Source organism: Cellulosimicrobium sp. CpK407 (assembly GCF_051844275.1).
In the GTDB taxonomy this organism is placed as follows: Bacteria; Actinomycetota; Actinomycetes; order Actinomycetales; family Cellulomonadaceae; genus Cellulosimicrobium; species Cellulosimicrobium cellulans_G.
The window spans coordinates 1-13,223 of sequence record NZ_JBGNYC010000020.1 but is presented as its reverse complement, the minus strand read 5'-3'; the positions used below and the strand labels follow the sequence as shown (position 1 = coordinate 13,223).

At 75.1% G+C, this 13,223-nt stretch carries 12 protein-coding genes; 10 read left to right on the top strand and 2 right to left on the bottom strand.

Annotation, left to right across the window (positions count from 1 at the left end):
• Positions 1–16: 16 nt before the first annotated feature.
• Positions 17–799 (bottom strand): general stress protein, encoded by a 783-nt coding sequence (locus tag ABWU78_RS10655; protein WP_439158327.1) that lies wholly within the window; start codon positions 797–799, stop codon positions 17–19.
• 132 nt (positions 800–931) lie between these two features.
• Here ABWU78_RS10655 and ABWU78_RS10650 point away from each other — a divergent pair, with 132 nt between their 5' ends.
• Both ABWU78_RS10650 and ABWU78_RS10645 read left to right on the top strand, forming a co-directional pair.
• Positions 932–2,272: a magnesium transporter MgtE N-terminal domain-containing protein gene (locus tag ABWU78_RS10650; protein ID WP_253050924.1), complete on the top strand. Its 1,341-nt coding sequence runs from the start codon at positions 932–934 to the stop codon at positions 2,270–2,272.
• Entirely contained in the window at positions 2,265–2,774 is a 510-nt protein-coding gene (locus tag ABWU78_RS10645) for a DUF1003 domain-containing protein (RefSeq protein ID WP_253050923.1), read from the top strand. The genes ABWU78_RS10650 and ABWU78_RS10645 overlap by 8 nt, the downstream gene beginning before the upstream one ends.
• A gap of 77 nt (positions 2,775–2,851) precedes the next feature.
• On the opposite strand, the gene ABWU78_RS10640 is transcribed toward ABWU78_RS10645, so the two are convergent.
• Positions 2,852–3,649 (bottom strand): maleylpyruvate isomerase family mycothiol-dependent enzyme, encoded by a 798-nt coding sequence (locus ABWU78_RS10640; RefSeq protein ID WP_439158326.1) that lies wholly within the window; start codon positions 3,647–3,649, stop codon positions 2,852–2,854.
• A gap of 109 nt (positions 3,650–3,758) precedes the next feature.
• Between ABWU78_RS10640 and ABWU78_RS10635 the strand changes: the two genes are divergently transcribed.
• The 8 genes from ABWU78_RS10635 to ABWU78_RS10600 all read left to right on the top strand — a co-directional run bounded on the left by ABWU78_RS10635 (position 3,759) and on the right by ABWU78_RS10600 (position 13,210).
• Entirely contained in the window at positions 3,759–4,907 is a 1,149-nt protein-coding gene (locus ABWU78_RS10635; protein WP_439158325.1) for an Mrp/NBP35 family ATP-binding protein, read from the top strand.
• A 477-nt stretch (positions 4,908–5,384) separates the two neighbouring features.
• Positions 5,385–6,404, top strand: coding sequence for an efflux RND transporter periplasmic adaptor subunit (locus ABWU78_RS10630; protein WP_439158324.1), 1,020 nt, complete (start codon positions 5,385–5,387; stop codon positions 6,402–6,404).
• The gene (locus tag ABWU78_RS10625; RefSeq protein WP_439158323.1) at positions 6,401–7,288 is read left to right on the top strand and encodes an ABC transporter ATP-binding protein; all 888 of its coding nucleotides are present in this window, start codon (positions 6,401–6,403) and stop codon (positions 7,286–7,288) included. The genes ABWU78_RS10630 and ABWU78_RS10625 overlap by 4 nt, the downstream gene beginning before the upstream one ends.
• Positions 7,285–8,484, top strand: coding sequence for an ABC transporter permease (locus ABWU78_RS10620; RefSeq protein WP_439158322.1), 1,200 nt, complete (start codon positions 7,285–7,287; stop codon positions 8,482–8,484). The genes ABWU78_RS10625 and ABWU78_RS10620 overlap by 4 nt, the downstream gene beginning before the upstream one ends.
• 76 nt (positions 8,485–8,560) lie before the next feature.
• On the top strand, positions 8,561–9,532 hold the full coding sequence (locus ABWU78_RS10615; RefSeq protein ID WP_353707879.1) for a hypothetical protein: 972 nt from the start codon (positions 8,561–8,563) through the stop codon (positions 9,530–9,532).
• Positions 9,529–11,106, top strand: coding sequence for a hypothetical protein (locus ABWU78_RS10610; protein ID WP_439158321.1), 1,578 nt, complete (start codon positions 9,529–9,531; stop codon positions 11,104–11,106). The genes ABWU78_RS10615 and ABWU78_RS10610 overlap by 4 nt, the downstream gene beginning before the upstream one ends.
• A 152-nt stretch (positions 11,107–11,258) precedes the next feature.
• Positions 11,259–11,909, top strand: a complete 651-nt coding sequence (locus tag ABWU78_RS10605; protein WP_253051431.1) for an ABC transporter ATP-binding protein — start codon at positions 11,259–11,261, stop codon at positions 11,907–11,909.
• Between the two features lie 68 nt (positions 11,910–11,977).
• Positions 11,978–13,210, top strand: a complete 1,233-nt coding sequence (locus ABWU78_RS10600) for an ABC transporter permease (RefSeq protein WP_439158352.1) — start codon at positions 11,978–11,980, stop codon at positions 13,208–13,210.
• Positions 13,211–13,223: the final 13 nt, after the last annotated feature.

Sequence of the window (13,223 nt, the reverse complement as noted above, 5' to 3'; positions counted from 1 at the left end):
CTGCCCTCGTCGTCCGTCAGGCGGGACGCTCGGGCTGGTCCGGCTGCTGCGCTCCCGGGGCCCGCTCGGTGCCGGGCTCCGCGTCGGCCGGCTGGTCCGACGTCGGTCGCATGGCGCCGTAGCGCGGCTCCCCGGTCGGCGTGGTCCAGCGGGGGTCGGGCGTCCGGGCGGGCGGCGCGACCGGGGGCGTGGGCGCCGGGCCGGCGCCCGACGTCGGCTCGGGCGCCGGGGCGGTCGGCGTGGGAGCCGCGGGAGGCGGGGTCGCTCCGGGCGTGCCCCACGTCGGGTTCGCCGGGACGGCCGGGGCACGGACCCCGCCCGCGCCCTCCGGCATCCGCGCGAGGAGCTGGCGCGCGTCGCCCGCGCGCTCGGGCGCGCAGAGGATCCCGTACGACGAGGCGACGATCTGGCTCTGCGACGTGAAGTCGCGCTTGCCCTGCGTGAGGGCGTACGACAGCACGGAGAAGAGGAGGCCGAACCCGGCGCCGATCGCGATGGCCGTGAGGACGAACCCGCCCTGGCCGGAGAACATGAAGAGCAGCAGGCCGACGAAGAGTCCGAACCACGCGCCGGACGCCGCGCCCGCGATCGCGACCCGCCCGTACGTGAGCCGGCCCGTCACGCGCTCGACCATCTTGAGGTCGGTGCCGACGATCGTCACGAGCTCGACCGCGAACTTGTTGTCGGAGAGGAAGTCGACCGCCTTCTGCGCCTCGAGGTAGGTCGCGTACGACGCGATCTCCTCACCACGGGGCGGGGTGGGGACACGGGGGACGGCACCCGGGCGTGACATGCTCATTCGCCCAGTCTGTCCTACTCGTGCCGACCGCGCGAGGCCCGCCCCTCCGCGCACCCGCGGATCCTGGCCGCCCGAGGGCGCCACCCGTCTCAGGAGCGCGCGGCGGCCCGGGCGCGTGCGTAGGCTGGCGGCGTGAGCGCAGCCACCACCGTCTTCGTCGCGCGCCTGGCCGGGACCAGCGTGTTCGACCCCATCGGCGACCAGGTCGGACGGGTGCGGGACGTCGTCGTGCTCATCCGGCCCAAGGGCGCGCCCCGCGCCGTGGGCCTCGTGGTCGAGGTGCCCGGGAGACGCCGGGTCTTCCTCCCGCTCACGCGCGTCACGAGCATCGACGCGGGCCAGGTCATCTCGACGGGCCTGGTGAACATGCGGCGGTTCGAGCAGCGCGCGATGGAGACGCTCGCCGTCAGCGAGCTGCTGGAGCGCACGGTCGAGCTCGTCGACGGGTCGGGCTCGGCGACGGTCGAGGACCTCGCGATCGAGCGGCAGCGCACCGGCGACTGGCTCGTCACCAAGCTGTACGTGCGGCGCCGCGCGCAGCACAAGGGCACGCTCGGCCTGCGCCGACGGGGCGACGCGATCGTCGTGGACGTGGGGGCGGTCACCGGCCTGGCGGGCAGCACCGAGGCGCAGGGCGCCGCGATGCTCCTGGCCGCCTACGACGACCTCAAGCCCGCCGACCTCGCCGACGTCATCCACGACCTGGGCGACACGCGCCGGCTCGAGGTCGCGGGCGCGCTCGACAACGAGCGCCTCGCCGACGTCCTCGAGGAGCTGCCCGAGGACGACCAGGTCGCGATCCTCTCCGGCCTCGACACCGACCGCGCCGCCGACGTCCTCGAGGCGATGCAGCCCGACGACGCGGCGGACCTGCTGCACGAGCTCCCCGAGGCGCAGGCCGCGCAGCTCCTCGAGCTCATGGAGCCGGAGGAGGCGCGCGACGTGCGCCGCCTGCTCGCCTACGCGGAGGACACCGCGGGCGGTCTCATGACGTCCGAGCCGGTCGTGCTCGGCCCCGAGACGACCATCGCCACCGCGCTCGCGCAGATCCGGCGCAAGGACCTCGCCCCCGCGCTCGCGTCGATGGTGTTCGTCGCCCGGCCCCCGCTCGAGACGCCCACGGGCCGGTTCCTCGGCGTCGCGCACTTCCAGCGGCTGCTGCGCGAGCCCCCGCACGCGGCCGTCGGCTCGGTGCTCGACTCCGACGTCGAGGGCGTCGCTCCCGACGCTCCCCTGGGGCGCGTCACGCGCATCCTCGCGACGTACGACCTCCTGTGCGTCCCCGTGCTCGACGCGGAGAAGCGCCTGCTCGGCGCGATCAGCGTCGACGACGTGCTCGACCACATGCTCCCGGACGACTGGCGCGAGACGGACGACGACGTGGACACCGAGCAGGCGCGCGCCACGCTCGCGCCCGGCGCGCTGCCGCGTCCCGCGGCCCGCGGCGGCGCGACGGGGGTGACCCGTGGCTGACCGCCTCGACACCCCGAAGAGCGCGCGGCGCTCCCTCATCCCGCGGGTCAAGGTCGACCAGGACGCGGTCGGCCGCGCGACCGAGGGCATCGCCCGGTTCCTGGGCACGCCCCGGTTCCTCGTCTACCTCACCGTGTTCTGCGCGGTGTGGATCATCTGGAACTCGTGGGGGCCGGAGGGCCTGCGGTTCGACTCCGCGGAGTTCGGGTTCACCGCGCTCACGCTCATGCTCTCGCTCCAGGCGTCGTACGCGGCGCCGCTCATCCTGCTCGCGCAGAACCGCCAGGACGACCGCGACCGCGTCACCGCCGAGCAGGACCGGCAGCGCGCGGAGCGCAACCTCGCCGACACCGAGTACCTCGCGCGCGAGATGGCCGCGCTGCGCATCGCGCTGAGCGAGGTGGCCACGCGCGACTTCGTGCGCTCCGAGATCCGCAACCTGCTGGAAGAGCTGGAGGAGAAGTCGGCCCGCCAGCCCGACGACGAACCCTCCGACCGCTGACGCGAGATCGACCCGCCCGTCGCCAGATCGACCCCCCGAGGGTCGATCTCGGCCGCTCGGGTCGATCTCAGGATCCGCTACCGCGTGCCCTCGGCCGCCACGCGGCGCAAGCGCTCGACGAGCGCGGGGTCACCCTCGATGGCCAGGCCGTCGGCCGGGCCCCGGCCCCACAGCCACAGGTCGAGCGCCCACGCGGGGCCGGAGACCTGCGTCGTGGTCGAGCCGGGGAGGTCCACGAGCTGCGCGACGTCGAGGTCGTACGCGGTGCCCGACTCGGGGCCCGTCCCGGTGAAGCGCCCGAACGCGAGCTCCCAGCTCCGGGGCCGCTCCCCGAACCCGTCCACGACGACCGACACCGTCGCGCCGTCGGGCGTGAACACGCCCCAGCCGGGCACGCCGTCGATCATCACCGACAGCACCTCGTCGACGCCGTCCGCCGCGACGTCCGGGTCGGCGGGCGTGACGTCCCGGCCGGCCGTGAGCTCGGCGTCCGCGCGGTGGATCAGCGCCTCGTGCGCCTGCCGGCGCACGACCCAGCCGACGTGGCGGCCGTCGTCGTGCCACGACCAGCACGGCTCCGCCGGGTCGCGACCCGTGAGGGCGGCGACGAGCCGGCTCGTCGAGCGCTGCAGCAGCGCGGGCAGCTCCGCGTCCGACGACGGCCGCGCGAGCGGGGTGACGTCGTCGCCGTCGAGGCCGTGCCCGGGGGTGGGCCCGACGACGCGCGCCCAGAAGTCCTGCACCTCCGCGAGGTGGTAGAGCAGGTCCGCGCCGGTCCACTCGGGGCACGACGGCACGCGCGCGTCCGGGGGCGCGCTGCGCACGGCGTCGCCGAACAGCTCGCTGTCCCGTGCGAGGGAGGCCAGGGCGTCCATCCGTGCACCGTAGACCCGTTCGGCGCACCACGGCGTGCGATGCGCCTCACGTCCGTCCCGGGACCTAGGGCCCGGCGGACCGCGGCGCCGGCGCGCCTACGATGGGTCCATGCCCGACCCTGTTGCAGACCCGCTCGAGCACGCCGTCCGGCAGGCCCTCACCTCGGTCCTCGACCCGGAGATCCGCCGCCCCGTCACGGACCTCGGCATGATCCGCTCGGTCGCGGTCGCGCCCGGGGCGCCGGGCGCCGTCGTGACGGTGGGCGTGGACCTCACGGTCGCGACGTGCCCGATGCGCGACACGCTCTCGCGCGACGTCGCCGCCGCCGTGCGCGCGGTCGACGGCGTGGCGGACGTGCGCGTGGACCTGGGCGTCATGAGCGCGGAGCAGCGCGCCGAGCTGCGCACGATGCTGCGCGGCGGCGTGGGCGAGCCCGAGATCCCGTTCGCGAAGCCGGAGTCGCTGACCAGGGTCTACGCGATCGCGTCCGGCAAGGGCGGTGTGGGCAAGTCGTCCGTCACGGCGAACCTCGCGGTCGCGCTCGCGGCGCAGGGCCTCGAGGTCGGCGTCGTCGACGCGGACATCTACGGGTTCTCGATCCCGCGCATGCTGGGCGTCGACCGGCAGCCCACGCGCGTGGACAACATGCTCCTGCCGCCGATCGCGCACGGGGTGAAGGTCGTCTCGATCGGCATGTTCGTCCCGCCCGGCCAGCCGGTCGTGTGGCGTGGCCCCATGCTGCACCGGGCGCTCCAGCAGTTCCTCGCGGACGTGTTCTGGGGCGACCTCGACGTCCTGCTCCTCGACCTGCCGCCCGGGACGGGGGACATCGCGATCTCCGTGGCGCAGCTCCTGCCGGGCAGCGAGATCGTCGTCGTCACGACGCCCCAGGTCGCGGCCGCCGAGGTCGCGGAGCGCGCGGGCTCGGTCGCCACGCAGACGCAGCAGGGCGTGGTGGGCGTCGTCGAGAACATGTCGTGGCTCGAGCAGCCCGACGGGTCGCGGCTGGAGGTCTTCGGGTCCGGCGGAGGTGAGCGCGTCGCGGCGAACCTGTCCCGCGCCACCGGGACCGACGTCCCGCTCCTCGGCCAGGTCCCGCTCGACGTGTCGCTGCGCGAGGCGGGCGACGGCGGCACCCCCGTGGTGCTCGCCGACCCCGGTTCGCCCGCGGCCGTCGCGCTGCACGACGTCGCGCTCGGGCTCGCGCGGAGGCCGCGCGGCCTCGCGGGGCGCTCGCTCGGGGTCACGGTCGTCTGACGCCTCCTGCCGGGGCGCCTGACGCCTCCTGCCGGGCCGCCTGACGCCTCGTGCCGGGGCGCCCGAACGGGGAGCCCCGGGGGCCGGGCGGGCGACGTGCCTCGTCGTCCGGCAGGGCCCCTGTCTTTTCTCCGTGCCACGGTATAGTCTCGCCCGCATCTCGTCAGGGGGGACGGCCGTCGGGCCGGTGAGGGGGATCGTGTCGTGGCGTCGTCGCTGCTCCACGCTGCCCTCTTGCGCCCTCGCACGCCTTTGCGCACCCTCGTCCGTTCCCCGTCGCCCCGCGCGGGGGCGTTCGGCCCCTTACCGATAGGTGACCTCTGGGTGGAGAGAACGCGACGGAACTCCTCCCCAGGGATGACGACGCCCCCGGTCCGCACCCCCTAGCCTCGGGCCGGGCGTCCACCCGACCGCCCTCGCAGCACCCTCTCACCGACCGTCACCGTCGTCCCGTCACCGTCGCCCAGGAGCCCGCACGTGGGTATCACCCGCCGGATCGTCTTCCCCGCCCTCCGCATCGTCGTCTGGGGGGTCATCGCCGCCGCGCTCGCCGTGATCGCCTTCCGGTCGGCGCCCGAGCCCCCCGCGGACCCGGCCGTGCCGTCCGCGGAGCTCGTCGAGCCGCGCGTGACCGTGACCACGGGCGACGTCACCAACACCGTCACCCTGACCGGGCAGATCGTCGCGGACCCGGCCGCGCCGCAGAAGGTCACGCAGCGCGGCGTCGTGACGGCGGTGCACGCCCAGCCCGGCGACGTCGTCGAGGCCGGTGCGCCGCTGCTCGAGGTGACGCTCACCGAGCCGCAGGAGCCGGTGACGAAGACCGACCCCGAGACGGGCGAGGTCACGGTCACCGAGCGCCGGCCGAAGGTGACGAAGGAGACCGTGAAGGCCACCACCGCCGGCACGGTCGCCACGTTCACCGCTCTGAAGGACCAGGAGGTCGCCGTCGGCGAGGACTTCGCGTCGGTCTCCCCCGGGACGCTCTCCGTCACGGGCAGCATGGTCGCCGAGCAGCAGTTCCGCCTGCTCCAGATCCCGACCGAGGCGACGGTCACCGTCACCGGCGGGCCCGCACCGTTCACCTGCACGAACCTGCGCATGGGCACTGCCGCCGCTCCCGCCGGGACGCCCGAGGACGGCGCGACCGACCCCGCCGCGGGCGCGACCTCGGCGAGCGTCACGTGCGCCGTGCCGGGCGACGTCACCGTCTTCGCCGGGCTCGCCGCCGAGCTCGAGATCACCGCCGGCTCGGTCGAGGGCGCCCTCGTCGTGCCCGTGACCGCGGTGCTCGGCCGGGTCGAGCAGGGCAAGGTGTGGGTCGTCGGCGCCGACGGCGAGCCCGAGGAGCGCGCCGTCACCCTCGGCCTCACCGACGGCAGCGTCGTCCAGGTCACCGAGGGGCTCGCCGAGGGCGACGAGGTCCTCGAGTTCGTGCCCGGCCAGGACGTCGTGCCGGTCGTCGACCCCCTGACCGGCGAGGTGGTCGGGGGATGAGCCTCCTGGAGCTGAGCGGGGTCGCCCGCTCCGTCCTCCTCCCCGACGACCGCGAGCTGGAGATCCTGCGCGGCATCGACCTCACCGTCGACGCCGGAGAGCACGTCTCGATCGTCGGGCGGTCGGGCACCGGCAAGTCCACCCTGCTCAACATCCTCGGGCTCCTCGACACCCCGACCGGCGGCGAGTACCTGCTCGACGGCGTCCCCATCGGCCGGCTCTCCGGACGCGCCCGGGCGCGTCGCCGCGGGACGGACTTCGGGTTCGTCTTCCAGCAGTTCAACCTCCTCCAGGGCCGCACGGCGCTCGAGAACGTCGTCGCGCCGCTGCTGTACGCGCGCGGCCGGCAGTTCTGGCAGCGCCGGACGCTGGCCGCGGAGATGCTCGACCGCGTCGGGCTCGGCGACCGCCTCGACACCCGCCCGGAGAAGCTCTCGGGCGGCGAGCAGCAGCGCGTCGCCATCGCCCGTGCGCTCGTGCGCGTGCCCCGCGTGATCCTCGCCGACGAGCCCACGGGCGCGCTCGACGTCGACACGGGCAGCGAGGTCATGAACCTGCTCGACACGATCGCGCGCGAGAACGGGTCGGCGCTCATCGCCATCACGCACGACCTCGCGGTCGCGTCGCGCGCGGCCCGCCAGTTCCGGCTCGCCGACGGCGTGCTCACCCCGATCGCCATCAGCGCGCGCAGCGCCGGCTCGCTCGCGTCGCTCGACGCCCCGGGCGCACACCCCGGGACCCAGGACGTCGCGGGGCCCTACGGCCCCGGGGCGGAGGGCGCCACCGCGCCCGCGCTGGAGGCCGGCGACGACCAGGCGGAGCACGTCGCGCGGCCTTTGGTCGCCTCGCACGGCTCCGCCCCGCGCGCGGGGGACGCCGCGTGACCGGGGTCGTCGGCGCCGTCCTCGAGGCGTGGGACGAGCTGCGGGTCCACAAGGTCCGCGTCCTGCTCGCGCTCGTCGGCGTCGCCGTCGCGGTCTGCGCGATCACGGCGATCTCCGCGGCCGGCGAGATGCTGCGCCAGGTCTCCGCCGAGCAGAACGACCGCTGGGGCGGTCGCGCCGCCACGCTCCAGGTGTCGGCCTGGCCGACCGGCGAGAGCGGGAGCGTCATGCCCGCGCCCGAGGAGTACGAGCGCGTGTTCGACGAGGTCGTCGAGCGCTACGCGATCGGCTACTCGTCGATGCTGCGCGACGCGCCGGCGCCCGTCCGCTTCCCCGACGGCACGCGCGAGGTCTACACGACCGGCGTCGAGGCCGACTGGGCCACGATGCACCGCTTCGAGGTGACGTCGGGACGGTGGTTCACCGACGCCGACGCCGACCGCCTCGCGCCCGCGCTCGTCGTCAACCAGGCGTTCCTCGACGCGCTCGGCGGCGTGACCGTGGCCGAGCACCCGACCGTGACGATCGGGGGCGACAACCCGGTGGTCGCGACCGTCGTCGGGGCGTTCCCGGACGACTGGCCGCAGGCCGAGCCGCAGGCCTACGTCCTCGTGGACGCCCAGTCGGCCTGGGTCACACCGGAGTCGCTGGAGATGACCGGGCCGCCGCGGCTCGAGCTGTGGGTCCCCGACGAGCTCGTCGAGGCGATCCAGCGTGACGTCGCGGGCGCGATCAGCGGCACGCAGGCCGAGGTCTACCGGTCCGACTCGGCGAGCTACGGCGTGGTCGACGGTGCGATCCGCTGGGTCGTGCTCGGCGTCAGCGTGATCGCGCTCCTGCTCGGCGGGCTCGGGCTCGTCAACATCGCGCTCGTCACCGTGCGCTACCGGATCCGCGAGATCGGGATCCGCCGGAGCTTCGGGGCGAGCTCGGGCCGCGTCTTCTTCTCCGTGATGATGGAGAGCGTCGTCGCGACGACCGTCGCGGGCGTGCTGGGCGTGACCGTCGCGGTCGTCGCGCTGCACAACCTCCCGCTCGACGCGCTCATGGGCTCGGCCGTCCAGGACGCCCCCGGCTTCCCGTTCTCCGCCGCGGTGACCGGGATGCTCGCCGCCGTCGGGATCGGCGCGCTCGCGGGTCTCCTCCCGGCGCTCGTCGCCGTCCGCGTCAAGGTGATCGACGCCATCCGCTACTGACCGACCGTCACGACGACGTCCGACGTACTCGACCGCTCCGCCCACAGCCAGGAACACCAGACAGGGGATGCACGACATGACACGACGACTCACGGCTCGCGCCACCACCACCGCGATGGTGATGGGGGGTGCGCTCCTGCTCGGGGCGTGCTCGTCGGGCGCAGAACCGTCGACCTCCGAGGCGGACAGCCCTCTGACCGCCTTCTTCGAGGACGTCTACGGGGACTGGGACGAGGAGAAGATGCAGGCGGAGCAGCGGGAGATCGAGGAGGCGACCGCCCGCTGCATGACCGAGCAGGGGTTCGAGTACCAGCCGGTCGACCAGTCCGGGATGAGCTTCACGTCCGAGGAGGACGCCGAGCGCGACCCGGAGCAGTACGCGGCGGAGTACGGGTACGGCTTCACCATCTACGAGGAGCCGTCCGCGGAGGAGCAGGCGGAGATGGACGCCTGGGTCGACCCGAACCAGGAGTACGTGGAGGCCATGTCCGAGTCGGAGCAGACCGCCTACTACGAGGCGCTCTACGGCGACATGGCGAGCATGGAGTACGACGAGGACGAGGAGATGCCGGAGTACGACCCGTCGACGGCCGGCTGCCAGGGTGCCGCGCAGGAGGAGGTCTACGGCGACCAGAACGCCCTCTGGGAGAGCGAGGAGATGACGGCGTTCAACGAGGCGACGACCCAGCTCTACGAGGACATCGCCGCCGACCCGCGCCTCAAGGAGGTCGACTCCGCGTGGGCCGGGTGCATGGCCGACGCGGGCTTCACCGGCTACGCCTCACCGCAGGAGGCGATGGACGACATGATGGAGCGCTCGAACGCGCTGTGGGAGGGTGCCGACCCGGAGGGACCGAGCGAGGAGACCCTCGAGGCGGCCAAGACCCTCGAGCGGGACACCGCCGTCGCCGACGCAGCCTGCCAGAAGGAGGTCGGCTACCAGGAGGTGCACCTGGACGTGCAGATCGACCTCGAGACGGCCTTCGTCGAGGAGCACCAGGCGGAGCTGGAGACGATCCGCGACCTCATGGCGGAGGCCCAGCGGTGAGCGTGGACGACACCCGGCTCCTCGACGCGGCGACGGAGGACCCCGCGGAGCGGGACCCGCAGGACGGCCGCGGGCGCCGCCGGCTCTCGCTGACGGGGCACCGCCTGGTGTGGTTCGTCGCCGGCGTCGCGGTGCTCAGCCTGGTGGCGGGCATCGTGCTCAGCCGTCTCGTCGTCTCGCCGGCGCAGGCGGCCGCCGACGCCGAGCCTCCCGAGGCGGGCCTCATCACCGTGCCCGTGGAGCGGCGGACGCTCGCCAACGACGTGACGCTGCGCGCGGACGCGACGTACGACGACGCGGTGTCGGTGAAGATCGAGACCGGCGACCTGGGTGGTCCCGCCGTCGTCACGGGTCAGGTCCCCGAGGTCGGCGCGGAGCTGGGCGCGGCGGGCGTCGCGCTGGAGATCGCGGGGCGCCCCGTGATCGTGCTCCCGGGCGAGCTCCCGGCGTACCGGTCGCTGCGCGTGGGGGTCTCCGGTCCCGACGTGCTCCAGCTCAAGGCGGCGCTCGGTGCCGTCGGCATCGACCCCGGGCGCGCCGACAGCGACCTCTACGACGCCGCGACGGCCACCGCCGTCGAGAAGCTCTACGCGCAGGTCGGCTACCCGGCGCCGTCGGCCGCGGAGGAGGCCGCGCTCGCGCTGTCGAGCGCGCGCGAGGGCGTGCGCGCGGCGGAGGACGCGCTCGACGGGGCGCGCGCCGCGCTCGCGGCGGCGCAGACCGGCGCGACCGACGTGGAGAAGCTGCAGGCCGACAACGCCGTGCGTGCCGCGGAGCGCGCGGTGGCGGCGGCGCAGGCCGAGGGCGGCGACGTCGCGGGCGCGCAGGACGAGCTCCGGCTCGCGCAGGCGCAGCGGGCCGAGCTCGACCGTCCGCGCCAGACGGCGGCGGAGAGCGCGGGCGTCGAGTCGGCGCGGCGCCAGCTCGCCGACGCGCAGGAGGCCCTCGAGGAGGCACGGACGCAGACCCTGACGGCGCTGCCGGCGAGCGAGGTCCTCTTCCTCGCCGGGCTCCCCCGCCGCGTCGACGAGGTGCAGGTCGAGCGGGGCAGCACGATCGAGGGTCCGGTCATGTCCGTGTCCGGGGCGACGCTCGTGCTCGAGGCGTCGGCGGCGGCGTCCGACGCCGAGCTGCTCGAGGTCGGAGCGGCCGCGACGCTCACGCTGCCGGACGACTCCGAGGCGACGGCGACCGTGACGGCGGTCGAGCCGGCGTCGGCGGCGAAGGACGGCGAGGGCGAGGGCGACGAGAAGGGCGGGGGCGCCGGTCGCTTCACGGTCTCGCTGACCCCCGACGCCCTCACGCCCGAGCAGGTCACCGCCCTGCAGGGCCAGAACGTGCGCATCCGCGTCCCGGTCAGCTCGACGGGGGGCGAGGTGCTCGCCGTCCCGCTCGCGGCGCTCACCGCGGGGCCGGGGGGCGAGTCCCGCGTCGAGGTCCGGCGCGGGTCGGGCGCGGACGCGACGACCGAGCTCGTGGACGTCGAGACGGGGCTCGCGGCGCAAGGGTTCGTCGAGATCGTCTCCGCCGACGGCGAGCTCGACGAGGGCGACCTGGTGGTGGTCGGCGAGTGACCTGGACCGAGCTGGGGCTCCCGGGGACCGATCCCGGCGGCGGCCCCGACGCGGTGGCCCCGGGACCGCCCGACGGCACGACGTCGACCGACGGGTCGGCCGACGGCACCGGGGGCGGGAGCGTCCCCGCCGCCGTCGTCGACCTCGTCGACGTGTCGCGCAGCTTCCCGGGTCCGCCCCGGGTGGACGCGCTCCGGGGAGTGAGCCTGCGCGTGGACCCCGGCGAGTACGTGTCGATCATCGGCCCGTCGGGCTCGGGCAAGTCCACGCTGCTCAACATCCTGGGCCTCCTCGACCGGCCGACGTCGGGCGAGTACCTGCTCGACGGCGTCCCGACCGGGAGCGCGTCGGAGTCGGTGCGCTCGAGCCTGCGCGGCGGTCGGATCGGCTTCGTCTTCCAGTCCTTCCACCTGCTGCCGCAGCGCACGGTGCTCGACAACGTCCTGCTCGCGACCCTGTACAGCGGCGTGCCGCGCGGGGAGCGCGAGGAGCGGGCCCGCACGGCGCTCGAACGCGTGCACCTCACGCACCGGACGACGTTCCACCCGACCACCCTCTCGGGGGGCGAGCGCCAGCGGGTCGCGGTCGCCCGGGCGATCGTCGCCGCGCCGCACCTGCTGCTCGCGGACGAGCCCACGGGCAACCTCGACTCGACGAACTCGGCGGAGGTCATGGACCTGTTCGACGAGCTCCACGGGGACGGGCTCACGCTGGCCGTCATCACGCACGACCCGGTCGTCTCCGCGCGCGCCGAGCGGCGCGTGCGGATCGCGGACGGCCGGCTCGAGGAGCTGGACCGGTGAGGGGGCCGTGGGACCGGGTCCGGCACGCGCGCCGGCGGGGCGCCGCGCGTCCCGGGCGCGACGCCCGGCTGCGCGTGCGCGGGCGCGACCGGTTCGGGGCGCGCGACCTCTTCGCCGAGGCGGCGCACGGGATCGCCGCGCGGCCCGGCCGGCTCCTGCTCACCGTGCTCGGGACCGTCCTGGGGATCGCGTCCGTCGTCGTGACGGTCGGCCTCGCGCAGACCGCCGCCGGGCAGATCAGCAAGCAGTTCGACGCGGTCGCGGCGACGCAGGTCGTCGTCGAGCCGAAGACGACGACGCTCATGTCGGGCGAGGAGCGCGCCGTCGCCCGGCTCCCGTGGGACGGCCCCGAGCGCGTGCTGCGCCTCGCAGGCGTCGAGGAGGCAGGGGCGGTCGCGGCCGTGGACGTCGCGGGGGCGTCCGTCACGGCGGTGCCCGTCAACGACCCGTCCGTCGCCGCTCAGGCGAGCCCGGACGTCGTCGCCGCGACGCCGGGGCTCCTGGGCGCGGTGCGGGGCGAGGTCGTCACCGGTCGGTTCTTCGACGCCGGGCACGACGCGCGCGCCGACCGTGTCGCGGTGCTCGGGGCCCGCGCGGCCGAGCGGCTCGGGATCAACCGCGTGGACCGTCAGCCGTCGGTCTTCGTGGGCGAGCGGTCGTACACGGTGATGGGGATCGTCGACGACGTGCAGCGTCGCACCGGCCTGCTGGACGCCGTGATCCTCCCCGCCGGGACGGCGCGCGCCGACTTCGGGGTCGGCGCCCCGGAGGAGCTGCAGCTGCGGATCGCGACGGGCGCGGGGAGCGTCGTGGCGCGGCAGGCGCCCGTCGCGCTGGACCCCAACGCCCCGGAGGGCTTCGTGGTCAAGGCGCCCACGTCGGGCTCGGCGCTGCGGGAGAACGTCCAGGCGGACGTCAACGCGATCTTCCTCGCGCTCGGCGGCATCGCGCTCCTCGTCGGCGGGGTGGGGATCGCCAACATCACGCTGCTCTCGGTCATGGAGCGGGTCGGCGAGATCGGGCTGCGGCGCGCGCTGGGGGCGACCCGACGCGACATCGGTGCGCAGTTCGTCGTGGAGTCGGTCGTCGTCGGGCTGCTGGGCGGCCTCGTCGGGGCCGCGCTGGGCGTGATGGCCGTGGTCGTCGTCTCCGTGGTGCAGGAGTGGACGCCGATCCTCGACGTCCGCATGGCCCTCGGTGCGGCGCTCCTCGGCGGCGTGGTCGGCCTCCTCGCCGGCACCTACCCGGCCCTCAAGGCCGCGGCGATCGAGCCGATCGCGGCGCTCCGCGGCGGGACCTGACCGCGCGGGTCGC

Bases quoted from the DNA above. Each gene is read 5' to 3' on its own strand.
- ABWU78_RS10655 (WP_439158327.1), bottom strand. From the start codon at position 799: ATGAGCATGTCACGCCCGGGTGCCGTCCCCCGTGTCCCCACCCCGCCC.
- ABWU78_RS10640 (WP_439158326.1), bottom strand. From the start codon at position 3,649: ATGGACGCCCTGGCCTCCCTCGCACGGGACAGCGAGCTGTTCGGCGAC.
- ABWU78_RS10635 (WP_439158325.1), top strand. From the start codon at position 3,759: ATGCCCGACCCTGTTGCAGACCCGCTCGAGCACGCCGTCCGGCAGGCC.
- ABWU78_RS10625 (WP_439158323.1), top strand. From the start codon at position 6,401: ATGAGCCTCCTGGAGCTGAGCGGGGTCGCCCGCTCCGTCCTCCTCCCC.
- ABWU78_RS10615 (WP_353707879.1), top strand. From the start codon at position 8,561: ATGACACGACGACTCACGGCTCGCGCCACCACCACCGCGATGGTGATG.